Annotated in this window: 15 protein-coding genes and 1 tRNA gene; 6 read left to right on the forward strand and 10 right to left on the reverse strand. The window is 67.6% G+C overall.

Annotated elements, in window-relative coordinates; all coding sequences use genetic code 11:
- Nucleotides 1-686 precede the first annotated feature (686 nt).
- The gene (locus NS4_RS14085; RefSeq protein WP_245665380.1) at nt 687-1976 is read right to left on the reverse strand and encodes a Fic family protein; all 1290 of its coding nucleotides are present in this window, start codon (nt 1974-1976) and stop codon (nt 687-689) included.
- A 357-nt stretch (nt 1977-2333) separates the two neighbouring features.
- Nucleotides 2334-2406: transfer RNA gene (locus NS4_RS14090), tRNA-Asn, on the reverse strand.
- A 199-nt stretch (nt 2407-2605) separates the two neighbouring features.
- On the opposite strand from NS4_RS14090, the gene NS4_RS14095 reads away from it, so the two are divergent.
- A complete protein-coding gene (locus NS4_RS14095; protein ID WP_030523130.1) occupies nt 2606-2854 on the forward strand; it encodes a hypothetical protein in 249 nt (82 codons plus the stop codon).
- Nucleotides 2855-2866: 12 nt separating this feature from the next.
- On the opposite strand, the gene dnaG is transcribed toward NS4_RS14095, so the two are convergent.
- The 3 genes from dnaG to NS4_RS14110 form a co-directional block, all read right to left on the reverse strand.
- The gene (gene dnaG / locus NS4_RS14100) at nt 2867-4792 is read right to left on the reverse strand and encodes a DNA primase (protein WP_063059953.1); all 1926 of its coding nucleotides are present in this window, start codon (nt 4790-4792) and stop codon (nt 2867-2869) included.
- Between the two features lie 145 nt (nt 4793-4937).
- Entirely contained in the window at nt 4938-6182 is a 1245-nt protein-coding gene (locus NS4_RS14105) for a deoxyguanosinetriphosphate triphosphohydrolase (protein WP_439955787.1), read from the reverse strand.
- 69 nt (nt 6183-6251) lie between these two features.
- Nucleotides 6252-6824: a YdcF family protein gene (locus NS4_RS14110; protein ID WP_245665392.1), complete on the reverse strand. Its 573-nt coding sequence runs from the start codon at nt 6822-6824 to the stop codon at nt 6252-6254.
- 952 nt (nt 6825-7776) lie between these two features.
- Between NS4_RS14110 and NS4_RS14115 the strand changes: the two genes are divergently transcribed.
- Complete coding sequence (locus NS4_RS14115; RefSeq protein ID WP_084487233.1) at nt 7777-8679, forward strand: cutinase family protein; 903 nt, start codon at nt 7777-7779, stop codon at nt 8677-8679.
- Between the two features lie 543 nt (nt 8680-9222).
- On the opposite strand, the gene NS4_RS14120 is transcribed toward NS4_RS14115, so the two are convergent.
- Nucleotides 9223-9897, reverse strand: a complete 675-nt coding sequence (locus NS4_RS14120; protein WP_439955788.1) for an MBL fold metallo-hydrolase — start codon at nt 9895-9897, stop codon at nt 9223-9225.
- A 310-nt stretch (nt 9898-10207) separates the two neighbouring features.
- Between NS4_RS14120 and NS4_RS14125 the strand changes: the two genes are divergently transcribed.
- The gene (locus NS4_RS14125; protein WP_084487237.1) at nt 10208-10474 is read left to right on the forward strand and encodes a WGxxGxxG family protein; all 267 of its coding nucleotides are present in this window, start codon (nt 10208-10210) and stop codon (nt 10472-10474) included.
- A 98-nt stretch (nt 10475-10572) separates the two neighbouring features.
- On the opposite strand, the gene NS4_RS14130 is transcribed toward NS4_RS14125, so the two are convergent.
- Nucleotides 10573-11973 carry a glycine--tRNA ligase gene (locus NS4_RS14130; RefSeq protein ID WP_174552092.1) on the reverse strand — a complete coding sequence of 467 codons (1401 nt, stop codon included), beginning with the start codon at nt 11971-11973 and terminating at the stop codon, nt 10573-10575.
- A gap of 257 nt (nt 11974-12230) precedes the next feature.
- Here NS4_RS14130 and NS4_RS14135 point away from each other — a divergent pair, with 257 nt between their 5' ends.
- On the forward strand, nt 12231-12584 hold the full coding sequence (locus NS4_RS14135; protein ID WP_030523140.1) for an ArsR/SmtB family transcription factor: 354 nt from the start codon (nt 12231-12233) through the stop codon (nt 12582-12584).
- Nucleotides 12585-12587: 3 nt separating this feature from the next.
- The gene (locus tag NS4_RS14140) at nt 12588-13031 is read left to right on the forward strand and encodes a Fur family transcriptional regulator (RefSeq protein WP_174552093.1); all 444 of its coding nucleotides are present in this window, start codon (nt 12588-12590) and stop codon (nt 13029-13031) included.
- Between the two features lie 80 nt (nt 13032-13111).
- Here NS4_RS14140 and NS4_RS14145 read toward each other — a convergent pair whose 3' ends face one another.
- Nucleotides 13112-14092 carry a hypothetical protein gene (locus NS4_RS14145; protein WP_063059956.1) on the reverse strand — a complete coding sequence of 327 codons (981 nt, stop codon included), beginning with the start codon at nt 14090-14092 and terminating at the stop codon, nt 13112-13114.
- A 104-nt stretch (nt 14093-14196) separates the two neighbouring features.
- Between NS4_RS14145 and NS4_RS14150 the strand changes: the two genes are divergently transcribed.
- Complete coding sequence (locus tag NS4_RS14150; RefSeq protein WP_063059957.1) at nt 14197-14850, forward strand: TetR/AcrR family transcriptional regulator; 654 nt, start codon at nt 14197-14199, stop codon at nt 14848-14850.
- A 5-nt stretch (nt 14851-14855) separates the two neighbouring features.
- Here NS4_RS14150 and NS4_RS14155 read toward each other — a convergent pair whose 3' ends face one another.
- A complete protein-coding gene (locus NS4_RS14155) occupies nt 14856-15281 on the reverse strand; it encodes a CesT family type III secretion system chaperone (protein WP_157106036.1) in 426 nt (141 codons plus the stop codon).
- Complete coding sequence (locus NS4_RS14160) at nt 15278-16093, reverse strand: isoprenyl transferase (protein ID WP_063059999.1); 816 nt, start codon at nt 16091-16093, stop codon at nt 15278-15280. The genes NS4_RS14155 and NS4_RS14160 overlap by 4 nt, the downstream gene beginning before the upstream one ends.
- Nucleotides 16094-16147 lie beyond the last annotated feature (54 nt).

A 16147-nucleotide genomic window follows, 5' to 3' on the forward strand; every position in this document is an offset into this window, starting at 1 on the left:
CCGGATTCGAAACCGGGGGCTGATCGACGCTCATTCACAATCCCTCACCTACGCCGGCGGTAGCTGATCTGACTCGCCTGCTTTCCAGCAGCTTGCCAGCTCAATCACATTCATGCAACCGACCGGTATTTTTCAATCGGAGTCACCGCCGACGCGCCCTGGAGATCGAAGCGCTGCGCAGAGCGGGAACCTCCGCCGCACTCGAAATCCCGACGGTCTCGCCCTTCGACGGCCGGTGGTCGCCCCGGGGAAAACCTACACTCCCGAGCCTGCCCGCACGGAGGAACAACAGAGTCAACTGCCGCACAGATGAACTCGGATGAAATCCTCGACCCCTGAGCTCTCCCGGAAGGCCGGAGGATCCGGCGCGAGGTCGCTCCGACCGCCCGGATCACAACTATCTGCCCGCGGCAAGACCGGCCCCGTGCCTGCCACCCCAACTCTGGATACCGATAGCCGACAGGTATCGCATTCATAATGGAAGTTCTCCATCGTCCAGGATCACCCCGCGGCGGCCTACTCCCTCGTCGTCACCGTGACGCTGACGAACACCGGCTTATCCCTTTCGCCAGTGCCGAGCAGTTGCCGGTCAACAGCGGTACCGAGCCCAAAAGGTGCGTTGATCGAGCACCCGAGTGGTCCATGACCGGGCCGCTGGCAGATGTAGTCGCTGACCGAGCCCGGAGTTATTTCGGTGAATCGGTATGCAGTCGGCCGAAACGGGCCACCACCGGCGCCGGTGGTCCCTGATCGGGTCGCCGATGGTCGGTATCGCCGGCCCCGACCCGGTTGGCGCGCTCAGCCAGGGCAGTAAGGCCCAAGTGGGCATCGGCTGTGTAGCACACAATTTTGCCCTTGTGATTCTTCGAGCGGCCGAGTATTCCGGCGTCGGCCAACTCGTTGAGGGCACGGTGGGCGGCGACAGCCGAGACGCCATACCGAGTGGCGGCCGATTCTGTGGTGAGTACGGGGTGGGTGGACAGGTCCGCGAGGATCTTCATGACGACCGCATCACGACGGGGTAGGGCGGGCCTGGTACCCCGTCGGCGACGGTGCTCGACCAGACGTTGCAGGAGCTGATCATCAAGTGCGGCAGCGTCTCGGGCCAGCCGCACTCCGGTCTGCGCTGCCTGCTCGGCGGCCTGGGCGAACCCGATGACCCACTCGTCGGTGTGCGGTTCCGGATCGCGGTAGGAGGTCAGGCCTGCCAGGTAGACGTCGGTGCGCGCGGCGAACACGGTGCTGATCGGGACCAGCGTGTGCCGCAGGGCATCACAGCGCCGCAGCACGGTGTGGATCAGTGCGCGGCCGGTACGCCCGTTGCCGTCGATGAACGGGTGGATCGTCTCGAACTGCGCGTGGGCGATCGCTGCCCGCACGACCGGGTTGCCGTGAGTGGCGGTCAGGAACGAAGCCAAATCCGCGACCAACTCGGGAACCTCGGACTCGGGCGGGGGTACGAAATCGGCCCGCAATGGGCTCCACCCGGGTCCGCCCACCCAGTTCTGTTCGGTACGCAGACCGGCCGGTAAGCGGGGTTCGATGGTGTGCTGCAGGCCCACGATGTCTTGTGTCGTGATCGACCTGGATCGGTCGGCCAGCGAATCGATGGCCTGTTCGGTGGCGTGCACAGTGGCAACCACGTCCAGCGCGGTGCGAGTACCCGATTCCAGGGTTTCGGCGATGGCAAGTTCCTTGGGGGTGATCCGGTTACCTTCGATCCAGGACGAGGAGATCGACTCGGACCGGATCAGCAAGTGATTGAGGTAGCTACCCCGGGACCCGATACGTTCATCAGCCCTGGCCAGCACCGCCAGCGCGTCCTCAGCTGCCTGCTGGGCCCGAGGGCCGATCCGCGGCAGGTCCACCCCCAGCGGATCGGGGATGTAGGCCCGATAGATTCCGGTCTGCCGGTCACGGCGGGCGAGCATGCCCTCGTCCGACGGCTGCCACACCCGTTCCTCGCACCTCGCCACGGAGACTCCTAGAGGTTAAGCATCGCGTCGGAAACCTAACTCTAGAGTACCTAAAGTTAATTTAATGAGATCGCGGAATCTCCAGCTGTGGAGAACCGGCCGTGCACAGCGTCTCCACTCGGTCAATGCTCCCGCACATCGGTGCGCAGCGACACGGCGTCGTCGTACTCGGCCGGTTTCCGGGGTGGACCCGTTTCATGGCGACCTCGACCGTGAAACTGCCCCCTCATCGGGCCGCGACGATCGCCATATCGTTCGACTGAATGGAAGTTCGGCGTGGAACCTTTGGTGCTTTTGGTGATCGGCCAAAAAGAACAGCAGGTCAAGCCTTACTATCGGGCCTGCCTGCTGTTTATGCTCCCCCAACTGGACTCGAACCAGTAACCTGCCGATTAACAGTCGGCTGCTCTGCCAATTGAGCTATAGGGGATTGCTCGGTGGCCGCGCCCGTACCGGGCCGACCGAGAGGAAACTCTAGCGTATGGGTCGGTGCGCGCCCAAATCGCCGGGTCGAGCCGAGGTGGGAGGCCGAAACGGGGTCCGACCGGCCGTGGGGACCGGATCGACAGGTGTCGGTGCCGTCGGGCAGGATGGGTCGGCACGGACTACTGGGAGGAGCTCCACCCACAATGTTGCGGTTGATCATCGGTATCGCTGCCGGTTATGTGCTGGGCAGTAAGGCCGGGCGGGCACGCTATGAGCAGATCAGCGCGAGTGCCCGAGCGGTCGCGGGGAGCCCGGTGACGCGCAAGCTGGTGCAGGTGAGCAGACAGAAGCTGTCGGACAAGTTGAGTACCCAGCCGAAGCTGGAGCCGATGGAGCCGCTCGACGAGCGCACCACCGTGATGGTCCCGCACGATCAACTGCGGCGGCGATAGCCCACCGCGGGCTCAGGCCGCGCCGAATTCGCTGGTGCCCATGGCCTGTTCCAGCAGGCTCTTGCGATACTGCTCGAGAGCGACGAGGTCGGCGAACAGCGCCATATAGGTCTCCGGTTCGTCCACGGAGGAGACACGGTGCAGCCGTGACTTGAGTTCGGCGATCTGCCGGCCGACCAGCGCGGCCTGGGCGTTGGCGAGGACTCCGGTGATGAACCGGGGAATATCGCCGGTGGTCTTCACCGGCAGCGGTTCACTGGCGAGCTCGGAGACCAGGGCACGCAGCGTGAGGTCGTCGGTGCGGTCGCTGATCGCGCTTACCCAGTCCGCACCCGACAGGCCCGCCGCCACTCCCCCGGCGTCGGCCATGAGCGTGCGGACGGCGATATAGGCGGGGTGGGTGAAGGCGTCGACCTCGAGGGCGTCGAACGCCGGACCGGCGATCTCCGGGTACTGCAGACCGGCGGCGAGGGCCTGACGCTGGGAACGCAGTACCGGGTCCCGGGGGTCGGGACGGGCGGCGGGCGGCGTGGGACCGGACTGCTCGCTGCGGGGGGTACGAGTGGGTGGGGCGGCCGCCGCGCCGCGCAACTTGCGGGCCTCCTCGTCGACCCGGCGGTACACCAGCTGCGGATCCTGCCAACCGGTCCATTCGGCGAGCTGGGTCGCGTAGCGTTTGCGCAGGCCGTGGTCCTTGATCTGGGCGACGATGGGAACCGCCCAGCGCATCACCTCGACCTGGCTGTCGTAGGTGAGAGCCCGGGTGCGACTGTCCTCGCGTTTGGCGATCTCCTGGCGCAACGCGAAATCGAACAGCGGTTCGCGGCGGGCGACCATATCGCGCAGCGCGGCGTCACCGGACTGCTGGCGCATCTCGCAGGGGTCCTGGCCGTCGGGCGAGACCACGACATAGGTCTGCCCGGCGACCTTCTGATCACCGAGGAAGGCCTTGAGCGCGGCGGCCTGACCGGCGGCGTCGCCGTCGAAGGTGAAGATGATCTCACCGCGCCAGAAGTTGTCGTCCATGAGCAGCCGGCGCAGGATCGCCAGGTGGTCGTCACCGAAGGCGGTACCGCAGGCGGCGACGGCGGTTTTCACCCCGGCCAGATGCATGGCCATCACATCGGTGTAGCCCTCGACGACCACGGCCTGGTGCCCCTTGGCGATCTCGCGTTTGGCGTGTTCGAGGCCGAACAGTACCTGGGATTTCTTGTACAGCAGGGTGTCCGGGGTGTTGACGTATTTGCCCGGCATGGTGTCGTCTTCGAAGAGTTTTCGGGCGCCGAAACCGATCACATCGCCGCCGAGATTGCGGATCGGCCACAGCAGCCGCCGATGGAACCTGTCGATCGGGCCGCGCCGGCCCTGCCGGGACAGACCGGCCGCCTCGAGTTCCTTGAAATCGAAACCCCGGTTCAGCAGGTGCTTGGTGAGGGTGTCCCAGCCGTCGGGGGCGTAGCCGCAGCCGAACTGGGTCCAGGCGGCCTCGTCGAAGTTGCGGTCGGTGAGGTACTTACGGGCGACCGTGGCATCGGGGCCGCGCAACCGTTCCATATAGAACTCGTGGGCGGCGGCGTTGGCGGCCACCAGCCGGGACCGGGTGCCGCGGTCGCGCTGGACCGATGTCCCGCCGCCCTCGTAGTTGATCCGGTAGCCGATCCGGTCGGCCATCTGCTCGACGGCCTCCACGAAACCGATGTGCTCGATCTTCTGCAGGAAGGCGTACACATCGCCGCCCTCGTTGCATCCGAAACAGTGGAAGAGGCCGTGGTTGGGCCGCACGTGGAAGGACGGGGACTTCTCGTCGTGGAACGGGCACAGCCCCTTCATCGAGTCCGCGCCGCCCCGTTTGAGCGCCACGTACTCGCCCACCACATCCTCGATCCGGACGCGCTCCCGAATGGCGGTGATATCGCGAGCAGGTATTCGTCCGGTCACGGAGTCGAGTCTAAGCGAGCGGGTACACGCCGGAACCCGAGCACCCCGACCGCGCGTACGCCCCGGCTTCGGAGCGGCCGGGAGGAGGAGGAGCCGTAGCCACCGGCCGGCGAAGGCCCGGGGCCCGACAGCGGTGAGCACCGTCTCAATCCAGGGTGGCGGCGATCCGCTCCAGGCGGCTCTCGGTGTAGGAAGCGATCTGGTCGACGATCACCCGGACCCGGGCGCTGTCGTCGGCGGCGGTCTCCCACCAGGGCAGCAGCAGCGGATCGAGCTCGGCGGGGCCGGTGGCGAGCAGGTGTTCGGCGACGGCGGTGAGGCGGGCGCGCTGCTCGGCCTGGCGCAGCTTGTGGTCGGGATCGGACATGACGTAGCGCAGCGCGACGGTCTTCAGGACGGCGACCTCGGCGGCGGCCACCGGCGGCACCACCAGGTCGGCGGAGTAGCGGGCGAGCGGACCGGAATGGGCCGCACGCGTCGCCACGACCGCCGCGTTGGCGAACCGGCCGACGAGTTCGCTGGTGAGCCGTTTCAAGGCGACCGAACTGGTGAGGGTGCCGTCGTAGACGAACACCTCCCCGACGACGGGCAGTTCGGAGAGTCGCTGCGCGGCGGCCACCAGATCGTCGACCGAGAGGCCGCGATGCTGCACATGCCCCAGCTCGGCCAGCGCGACCCGCTCCACCGGATCGGCCAGGGCGCGCAGATCGATCCGGCCGGCGATGATGCCGTCCTCCACGTCGTGCACCGAGTAGGCCACATCATCGGACCAGTCCATCACCTGGCATTCCAGCGCCGGCCGCCGATCCGGGGCCCCCTTGCGGACCCAGGACAACCGGTCGGCGTCTGCCTCGTAGGCGCCGAATTTGCCGCCCGCCTCGGTGCGATGCCACGGATATTTGATCGCGGCGTCGAGCGCGGCGCGGGTGAGGTTGAGCCCGACGCTGCCACCGTAGGAATCGAGGACCTTCGGTTCGAGCCGGGTGAGGATCCGCAGGTTCTGCGCGTTGCCCTCGAACCCGCCGAAATCGGTGGCGAAGATATCCAGCGCTTTCTCGCCGTTGTGACCGTAGGGCGGGTGCCCGATATCGTGCGCCAGACCCGCGAGTTCGGCCAGATCGGGGTCGCAGCCGAGGCCGTCGGCGATACCGCGGCCGATCTGGGCGACCTCCAGCGAATGCGTGAGCCGGGTACGCGGCGTGTCCCCGTCGCGCGGACCCATCACCTGGGTCTTGTCGGCGAGGCGGCGCAGCGCGGCCGAATGCAGTACGCGCGCACGGTCGCGCGCGAATTCGGTGCGGTGCCCGTTTCCGTGGGCTCCGGCACCGGCGAGGCCGGCCGTTTTGGGCGCCTCACCGACCAGGCGTTCGCGGTCGTGCTCGGTGTAGATCACCGCACCCAGTCTGCCATCGGGCAGTGACCGGCCGGGAGGTCCCGCCGGCACCGGCGGGTGCAGGTTTCACTGCCCGGCGGTGTAGTTGAAATCCGCCGAGAAGTGGGTGAGCTGATACCAGAGCAGAGCGGCGGTCTCCCGGGCGATACCGTGCGCCTGCGATTCCCGGGTGTACACCGCGGGACCGGTGCGGGTGGGCGCGGTCCAGGCGTCGAGTCCGGCGTCGCGGACCATGGTGCGGGTCCGCAGCGAATGCCACGGATCGCTGACCAGCACCGCGGAACCGAGTCCGCGCTCCTGCATCGCGGCGGCCACGGCCTCCACACTGCGCAGCGTGTCGGAGCCGGTCTCGACGGCGAGGATGGCGTCCTCCGGGACGCCCGCGTCCATCAGGTACATCTTTCCCGAGGCGGCCTCGGTGTACAGATCGCCCTCCTGTTTGCCACCGACCGTGATGACCAGGTCGGACACTCCCTGCTCGTACAGGCTCGCTGCCTGATACAGGCGCGCCTCGAACACCGACGACGGTGTTCCGGAGTACTGCGCGGCGCCCAGCACCACGATGGCGTCGGCAGGTGTGTAGTCCTCGATCCGCGCCACCTGCCACACCCGCACGGCGGTACCGCCGACCAGGATCATCCCCACCACCAGGGCGCCACCCAGCAGCCGCCCGGCCCAGCGCAGGATCTCGGCACCGATCCCGCGCGCAGACCCGGAATCGGCACGCGAATCCGGTCGTGTAGGCACTGGTGTCCAAGTCACGCCACAAGTCTGCCAGGCAGGTTCCGGGCCGCTGACACCGCGCGAGCACAGGTGCCGCACACCGCCGTAACGCGAGGATTCGATATTTGCGCTGGTCATGTGGAGACGGAACGGCCGGCGGCGTCGGGCGGGACGTGGACCGAGCGGCCCGGGCACCGGTCCCCCGGCCAGACGGGGGCGCTTCTTGGGTCCCGAATCGTTATCAGCGACCCTCCCGCGGAGGGAAGAAACCCCGCTCGCCGGCTGCTCCCACCGCGCAGCGACCCCGCCACGGCCGGGAAACCGTAGTCGAGCATCTCGCTTCACGCGCCCCGGCCGCGTCACCGGCGTCCCGGTCCACTCGGTGAGCCGGCCGCGCGACTCGCCGGCGTTCCGCACCCCGACCGCAGCTTCGCCGCGCACCTCACCCGACACGGCCGCGAACGGGTCGCCACCGCCGCCCCCCGATCGGGTGAGGACCGAGCCGCTGGTGCGTGAACGCCGGACCCCACCCGCTCCCTCGAGCACGCCCCGGGTACGGAGTGCGCGCGGCACACCGATCGGTTACCGAAACCGCAGTGAGCGGGCGCTTTTCACGGCACAGCGCGCCGGACGGTGAATATCCCGTTGATCAGGGCCGAACACCGGTAGATTCGACTTTCGGAACGGGCGCCGATGTGCTTGGCTATCCCCCGGCGAGATCTGAAGTGCCTCCGATCCATCCATCGGGTACCACGACCTCGCACCACACGTCACACCACAAAGGCGTGGCATGCCCGTCGACTGTTTTGGGAATTCTGGGAACAGGCGAACGGCCGGTGGCCGTCTCGGTGAGCACATGGAGCACACGATGTTTTCTCGATGGAAGAGCGCCACCGCCGGTATGGCGGTAACCCTCGCGTCGGTCCTCGCGCCCGCCGTGGCCACGACCGCACATGCGGCGCCCGCGAACTGCCCCGACCTGTATGTGGTCGCGATCCCGGGCACCTGGGAGACGTCGAAGTCCGAGCCCGGCAAGGGAATGCTCGCCCTGGCCGCCGACGATCTGCCGGGCAGCGCCCACACCGATTACGTCGCCTACACCGCCACCGCCTTCCCGTGGGAGGGCGAGGTCTACGGCCGTTCCAAGAACGAGGCGGTCTCCGGTGCGCGCGGACTGATCTCCGATGTGGCACGACGCTGCGGCAACACCCGATTCGCGCTCCTCGGCTACAGCCAGGGCGCCGACGCCGCCGGGGACCTCGCCTCCGAGATCGGCACCGGCCTCGGCGTGATCCCCCCGGATCGGGTGGGCCTGGTCGGTCTGATCGCCGACCCCCGCCGCTCCCCCCTCGACAACCTCGTCGGCCCACCGGTACAGGGCGCCGGCGCCGGCGGCCCCCGGTTGACCGGTTTCGGCTGGTTGAGCAACCGCACCTACACGTTCTGCGCTGTCGGCGACCTGTACTGCTCGACCCCCGACGGTGATTTCGCCGCCCGGATCGCCGGATTCTTCGCCCAGGTCTCCAATGCCGACCCCACCCAGTTCGGCAACTACCAGACCCTCGGGATGCAGCTGCTCAACGACGCCTTGGCGGCGGGCGGGCTCGGTCTGCTGCACGACCAGCTCAACAACAACGCCTACGAGGAACGTAAGAAGCAGGTCGACGATTTCGTGCAGTCCGGTATCCACCAGAGCTACCCGAGCTACCGGGTAGCCGGCGGCGCCACCGCCCTGAGCTGGCTCCGACAGAAACTCGTCGAACTGTCCTGAAACGCACCGCACGCGGCGCCGTTGCTCCGGTAACGGCCGCCTGGAGCAGGCGTACGTCGAATGCCCGAACACGACCCTACGGGGGCGTTCCCCAGCGGCTGATGGCGCTTCTATCACTCCGGCGAGGAAGTTTCCTTTTCCAGCGGAGGTGGTGCGGGCGCAGGGCGTGTTGCGGGCCTTCCCCGGGAATCGGCAGTGACCGATCCGAATCACGCGGCCCCGCCGGTAATCGCGGCGTGCCGCGTTCTTCGGCGACTCGAAACGTATGCGCCGCTTGATCGGCGCGATTCGAAACCACGTCCACGGTGCGGTAAAGGGCCGCAGAGCCTTCGGCCGAGCAGCTCGATCACCTCACCCTGCGACCGCCGGCACAGCTCGTTGGCAGTGCCCTCAGGAAAGTCCTTCACCGTCGGCAATCCCGCGATCGATCCACCGGCGGAGTTCGGCCTCGGCCCCTGACATACCGGCGCCGACCGGCCCCTTCTGGACAGTTTCGCGGCCGACACTCCGCGCCCCCGGCGCCGGGGCGGCCTCACGCCGGGATCACCAGCCCCGGCTCTTCCATTCCGCCAGCCGCGGCCGCTCGGCACCGAGAGTGGTGTCGTCGCCATGTCCCGGATATACGACCGTATCGTCACCGTAGCGACCGAAAAGCTTGGTCGTCACGCCGTCGAGCAGCGTGGTGAAATCCTCGGAGCGCCACGTTTTCCCCACGCCCCCCGGAAACAGGCAATCGCCGGTGAAGAGGTGGGTTCGGCCGGAGCCGTCGGTGAGGGCCAGGGCGACCGACCCCGGGGTGTGCCCGACCAGGTGGATCACTTCGAGGGAAAGGTCGCCCACGGTGACCGTGTCCCCTTCGGCCAGGATGCGCCGCGGGGTCACCGGAAGCGGGTCGGCGTCGAGTGCGTGGGCCGCCGTCGGGGCGCCGGTGGCGGCGGCTACGGCTTCCAGGGCCTGCCAGTGGTCGCCGTGCTGGTGGGTGGTAACGATCAGGCCGACCCCGTCGGTGGTCTCCTGCTCGATCAGCTCGATGATCCGGTCGGCGTCGTTGGCGGCGTCGATGAGCAGGGCGGCTCCGGTGGCGGCGCACTGGACGAGGTAGGTGTTGTTGTCCATCGGGCCGACCGACATCTTGGTCACCCGGGCGCCCGGGACCTCGCGGCGCTGCGGCGCCGAACCCGCTGAGACATGGCCGGTGTAGGAGGTTTCGATGGTGATCACGCCCCCGATGCTAGCGATGTGCGCGGCAGCCGTCGGGGAACCGGCCCGGCCGGCGGGGCCTGCCCGATCCGGCAGCCGGGTGCGGCCAACCGGGCCGGTGGGACGGAGGCGAAAATCGTCGACGGCTCCGGTGGGCCGCGCCGGGACCACGGCAGTGCTCGAAATGCGGCAGGCTCGCACCCCGAACCAGAATGCCCGGCCGTCCTACCGGCGTGAGGCCAGGTCGGCAGCTCATTGTTCCGCGTGCGGTTTGGTGCGATCGGGCCCGGGTACTGCCGACTCGCCCAACGAGGAAAAGGAGACGTACATGCGCAAGACCATTGCAGTTGCTCTGTCGTCCCTCGTTTTGACTTTCGGCGGAGTCGGCGTTGCCGCCGCCGAGCCACTGGAACAGCCGCAGCCGACGGTGATCGCGCAGAACGACGTGGACGTCGATCACGAGAAGGAAAGCGACAAGACCGGCCTGTGGGGCCTGCTGGGCCTGCTCGGTCTACTCGGGCTCGGGGGGCTGGCGAAGCGTAACAAGGACACGACGCGCTACGACAGCACCACAACCCCACGGCGCCCGACCTGATCCGCCCTGCTCGAGCACGGATGCCGGCGCGGGAGCGACCGTAACACGGTCCGCGTCTCGCGCCGGCGTTCTCGTGCTCTCAGCGCCGGACCCCGGAATCAACAGCCGATCAGCCGCTGCGCCAGATATCCCTCGACCTGGTCCAGGGCGATCCGCTCCTGGGTCATGGTGTCGCGTTCGCGCACCGTGACCGCCTGGTCGTCGAGGGTGTCGAAATCGACGGTGATGCAGAACGGGGTACCGATCTCGTCCTGGCGGCGGTAGCGGCGGCCGATGGCGCCGGCGTCGTCGAACTCGACGTTCCAGTTCTTGCGCAGCCGGGCGGCGAGGTCTTTGGCCTTGGGGGTGAGCTCGGCGTTGCGCGACAGCGGCAGCACCGCGGCCTTGACCGGCGAGAGGCGACGATCCAGGCGAAGCACCGTACGGGTGTCCACGCCGCCCTTCGCGTTCGGGGCCTGATCCTCGGCGTAGGCGTCGACCAGGAAGGCCATCAGCGACCGGGTGAGACCGGCGGCCGGCTCGATCACGTACGGGACGTAGCGTTCCTCGGTGGTCTGGTCGTAGTAGCTCAGTTCCGCGCCGGAATGCTTCGCGTGAGTGGACAGGTCGTAATCGGTGCGGTTGGCGATGCCTTCCAGCTCGCCCCATTCACCGCCCTGGAAACCGAAGCGGTACTCGATATCGGTGGTACCGGCCGAGTAGTGCGAGAGCTTCTCTTTCGGGTGCTCGTACAGGCGCAGGTTCTCCGGGTCGATACCCAGATCGGTGTACCAGGAGAAACGGGTGTCGATCCAGTACTTGTGCCATTCGGCGTCTCCGCCGGGCTTGACGAAGAACTCCATCTCCATCTGCTCGAACTCGCGGGTGCGGAAGATGAAGTTGCCGGGGGTGATCTCGTTGCGAAAGCTCTTGCCGATCTGGGCGATACCGAACGGCGGCTTCTTGCGCGCGGTGGTCATCACATTCGCGAAGTTCACGAAGATACCCTGGGCGGTCTCCGGCCGCAGGTAGTGCAGGCCCTCTTCGTCGTCCACCGGGCCCAGGAACGTCTTCAGCAGGCCGGAGAAGTTCTTCGGCTCGGTCCAGCTGCCGGGCTGGCCGGTTTCCGGGTCGTTGATATCGGCGAGTCCGTTGGCCGGAGGGTGGCCGTGTTTGGCTTCGTAGGCCTCGAGCAGATGGTCGGCCCGGTAACGCTTGTGGGTGTGCAGGGATTCGACGAGCGGATCGGAGAAGGTCTCGACATGGCCGGAGGCCACCCAGACCTGGCGCGGCAGGATCACCGACGAGTCGAGGCCGACCACATCCTCGCGACTGGTGACCATGGAGCGCCACCACTGCTTCTTGATGTTCTCCTTGAGTTCGACGCCCAGCGGACCGTAGTCCCACGCCGATTTGGTACCGCCGTAGATCTCACCACACGGGTACACCAGGCCCCGGCGCTTGGCGAGGTTGGCAACGGTGTCCACCTTCGACTTGGGTGCCACGCGAGATTTCTCCATCCACTACGAATCGCCAGTAGTTACGCTGCCCGGACCGGGCGACGTGATCGCAGTTGCCCACGGTAGCTGCTCTGCCGTGCGCGGCTGATCGGGTACAGCCTAGTAGGTGGCCGCGGGCCGGGCCCATCCGCAGCCCCGCGTGCCCGGAGCACCGCCGGCGTATCCACGCGAGCGCGATTCGCCGGCACCGGCATGGATATTTGACATGCATACCCATGCATATCAAAATGGGACCGGTTTCCAATAAGGAGTGGACCATGACAACCGACACCGCCGCCGCCGGGCAGCACAATCCCTACCGCTCCCCGGCACCGGTCCCCATACCCACCCGGACCGTACTGGAGAACGCCGGTGAACTGCTGCGCGCACTCGCGGCACCCGTTCGCATCGCCATCGTGCTACAACTGCGGGAGTCGCCGCGCTGTGTGCACGAGCTGGTGGATGCCCTCGGCGTTACACAACCGCTGGTCAGCCAGCATCTGCGGATTCTCAAATCGGCCGGGGTGGTACACGGTGAGCGATCGGGCCGGGAGGTCCTCTACGAACTCGTCGACGACCATCTGGCGCATATCGTGGTCGACGCAGTAGCGCACGCCGAAGAAGAAGGGTAATTCGTGTCCGAGAACCTGGTCACCGGCAAAGGGACCGCCACACAGAGAGCAGTCGGTATTCGCACCACGCGGCAACGCAATGCGATCGCCGCGCTACTGGAGGATATCGACAGGTTCCGGTCGGCTCAGGAGTTACACGACGAGCTACGCCGGCGCGGCGAGGGGATCGGACTCACCACCGTCTACCGCACACTTCAATCACTGGCCGACGCCGGGATGGTCGATGTCCTGCGCACCGACAACGGCGAATCGGTCTACCGGCAGTGCTCGACCGGCCATCATCACCACCTGGTGTGCCGCCATTGCGGCCGCACGGTCGAGGTCGCCGGGCCGACCGTGGAGGCGTGGGCGGCCAGCACCGCCTCCAGCCACGGGTTCACCGAGGTCAGCCATACGCTGGAGATCTTCGGAACCTGCCACTCCTGCTCCGCGGTCGGCCGGGGCTAGCAACCCGGAGCAACCACCGAACCACGGCGAAGGCCGCTACCACCCGGTGGTAGCGGCCTTCGCCGTATTCCGTCCGCGTCTCACGCGGTGACCGGTACCGGAGCCGGCTCGGCGGGCGGCACCGACTCGGCACGGGCACGATCGCGGATCGCCCCTATGCCGAACAGGACGAGTGCGAATCCCGCCCACGCCAGCAGGACCAGCACCGGACGCTGCGCGCCCGCGCCGTCGAAGAACGCCACCGAGCGCAGCAGCGACGCCGCGGCACCCGGGGGCAGCAACTGCCCGATCGTGCCCCACGGCTGCGGCAGCAGTTCGGGAGCGGCGGTGGCGGCGGAGAACGGATTGCCGATGAGCAGCATGGTCAGCGCGGCGATGCCGATACCGGCCCGGCCGATCACAGTGGCCAGACCGGCGACCGTGCCGGCGACCGCGAAGGAGACCAGTCCGGCCACCACCGACAGTGCGAGGTAGCTACCGGGGACGATGGACAGCCATGTCTGGGCGACGAGCATGCTCAGCAGACCACCGGCCATACCGAACACGAACGCCCCGAGCGCCCGACCACCGGCGGAGGGAACCAGCAGGGTCAGCAGCACACCGCCCGCGATACCGGCCATGACCAGCGGAAGCGCCATGGCACCGAAGCCCGCTCCGCGCGGATCGTCTGGGTCGGCGGGGACGACATCCTCCACCGGCGCGGTCGGCGCGCCGGACATCTGCTGGCCGATCTGGGTGAGTTGCTGGGCGACCGCGGGGGCCGCGCCGGAGGCGACCAGCACCCGGGGCGCGCCACCCCCGGTCACGATCGCACCGTAGACCTCACGGTCGCCGATGGCCGCGCGCGCCGCCGCTTCGTCGGGCACGACCGTCAGGTCGAAGGCGCCGGGATTCTGGCCGGTCAGCCGGGCCTCGACCATCGCGGCCTGCGGACCGGCGACGGCGAGCGGTAGATCCCGGGGCGCGATATTCGTCGCCGGCCACGCGAAAGCGATCAGCATCAACGCTTGCAGCAGGGCCGCGCCCACCCCGAGTGCCACGGCGCGCTGGATGACGTTCATGACGTTCTCCCCAGAAAATCGAAGGCTCGTTCTTTTTAGGTGTACTCACCGTCCCACCACCCCCGAACCTTGTCAAGAACGAACATTCGTTTTAGTTTGGAGACATGCCCCGAGTCAGTGACGAACACCTGGAACGCCGTCGGCGACAGATCCTGGACGCCGCCCGTATCTGCTTCGTCCGCAAGGGCTTCCACCAGACCTCCATGCAGGACGTCTTCACCGAATCGGGCCTGTCCGCGGGCGCTGTCTACCGCTATTTCAAGAGCAAGGACGAACTGGTCATCGCGCTCGCCTCGACCGCCGCCGGGGATATCCGAGCGCAGATGACGGCCGCCATCCACAGCGACCCGCTCCCCACCCCGGCCGAATTGCTAGGGCGGATGACGAAATGGATCGACGCCCAGAGCGGCCCCGAGGGCCGGATACGGCTGGCGCCGCAGGCATGGTCACTGGCCCTCGTCGACGAAGAGGCGGCCGAACCCGTACGCCGCACGCTGGCGGGCATCCGGGGAATGTGGCACGAATACGCCGAACGGATGCACGCGGCCGGATGGCTACCGCCCGATGCCGACGTGGACGCGGTCGCCGCCGCGCTCTTCGGGCTGCTCCCCGGATATGTGCTCCAGCATCTGTTGCTCGGCGATCCGGTCCGCGATCAGTACCTGCGCGGTGTGGACATCCTGTTCCCGTACGGCGACCCGGAAAGCCGCCGCACCCGGTCGGCGACCGGTTCCACAGCAGCCACCGACCCGGCCTGATCAGGTCAGGGCACCAGACCCTTGCGCGCCTCACCGGCGCCACCGAGCACCAGCAACAGCATCGTGGTCAACGCCATATCGTCCAGGCCGGCCGCCGGGAAGGTATAGCGCATGATCACATCGGCGAGTTTGTCATGCGCGATCACCGCGATCGAACCGAACTGCAGCGACGCATTCCGTTCGGCCACCCGCTTGTGCAACTGCGGTTTGAGCGGCCGATCCCAGGCCAGCACGCACGTCAGCGACAGCACATCCAGCCCAGGAGTCAATGTGAACGCGCTCAACGAACACAGCGCGCCCTGAAAATCGAAACGCAGCGAACCGTCGTTGTCGACCCGGACGTCGATATCGTAGAGCCCCAGCCCGGCGCCGGCCCGGGCCTGCAACTCCAGATCCGGTGCCAGCGCACCCGATTCGGCCTCGCCACTCATTTGGTACCCCCGAACCGGCGATCCCGCCGCGCGTACTCGAGACAGGCTTCCCACAGATTGCGCCGATCGAAATCCGGGAACAATGTCGACTGATAGACGAACTCGGCGTACGCCGACTGCCAGATCAGGAAATTCGAGCTACGGAACTCCCCCGAGGGCCGCAGGAACAGATCCACATCCGGCATATCGGGCTCGTCCAGGAACCGGGCGATCGTATCCTCACCGACCTTCTCCGGATCGATCTCCCCCGCCGCCACCCGGCGCGCGATCTCCCGTGCCGCATCGGCGATCTCGGCACGGCCGCCGTAGTTGACACACATGGTCAAGGTCATCACGGAGTTGTCCTTGGTCAACTCCTGCGCGGTCTCCAACTCCCGGATCACACTGCGCCACAGTCGCGGCCGCCGTCCCGCCCAGCGCACCCGCACCCCCATCTCGTGCATCTCGTCGCGCCGCCGCCGGATCACATCCCGGTTGAATCCCATGAGGAACCGCACCTCGTCCGGGCTGCGCCGCCAGTTCTCGGTGGAGAACGCGTATGCCGACAACCACTTCACACCGATCTCGATACAACCCTCGACGGTGTCCATGAGCACGGCTTCGCCCTTTTCGTGGCCCGCGGTGCGCGGCAGCCCGCGCTCCTGCGCCCAGCGCCCGTTGCCGTCCATCACCAGCGCGACATGCCTGGGGACCAGTTCCGCGGGAATCTCCGGCGGGCGGGCCCCGGAAGGGTGCGGTGACGGTGGTCGGATGGTACGGGCGGTATCGGACGCGGGCACGTCCGAACCGGTGGTGTCACGACGCAGGATCACGTCCAAAGACTAGCTGTGTTCATGGCGCGCCGACGCGCGCGGGGTTGAGGCTGT

It is taken from the genome of Nocardia sienata NBRC 100364, from assembly GCF_001613205.1.
Lineage (GTDB): Bacteria > Actinomycetota > Actinomycetes > Mycobacteriales > Mycobacteriaceae > Nocardia > Nocardia sienata.

Bases quoted from the DNA above. Each gene is read 5' to 3' on its own strand.
- NS4_RS14095 (WP_030523130.1), top strand. From the start codon at position 2,606: ATGTTGCGGTTGATCATCGGTATCGCTGCCGGTTATGTGCTGGGCAGT.
- NS4_RS14135 (WP_030523140.1), top strand. From the start codon at position 12,231: ATGACAACCGACACCGCCGCCGCCGGGCAGCACAATCCCTACCGCTCC.
- NS4_RS14145 (WP_063059956.1), bottom strand. From the start codon at position 14,092: ATGAACGTCATCCAGCGCGCCGTGGCACTCGGGGTGGGCGCGGCCCTG.
- NS4_RS14150 (WP_063059957.1), top strand. From the start codon at position 14,197: ATGCCCCGAGTCAGTGACGAACACCTGGAACGCCGTCGGCGACAGATC.
- NS4_RS14130 (WP_174552092.1), bottom strand. From the start codon at position 11,973: ATGGAGAAATCTCGCGTGGCACCCAAGTCGAAGGTGGACACCGTTGCC.
- NS4_RS14110 (WP_245665392.1), bottom strand. From the start codon at position 6,824: ATGATCCTGGTCGGCGGTACCGCCGTGCGGGTGTGGCAGGTGGCGCGG.
- NS4_RS14115 (WP_084487233.1), top strand. From the start codon at position 7,777: ATGTTTTCTCGATGGAAGAGCGCCACCGCCGGTATGGCGGTAACCCTC.
- NS4_RS14125 (WP_084487237.1), top strand. From the start codon at position 10,208: ATGCGCAAGACCATTGCAGTTGCTCTGTCGTCCCTCGTTTTGACTTTC.
- NS4_RS14155 (WP_157106036.1), bottom strand. From the start codon at position 15,281: ATGAGTGGCGAGGCCGAATCGGGTGCGCTGGCACCGGATCTGGAGTTG.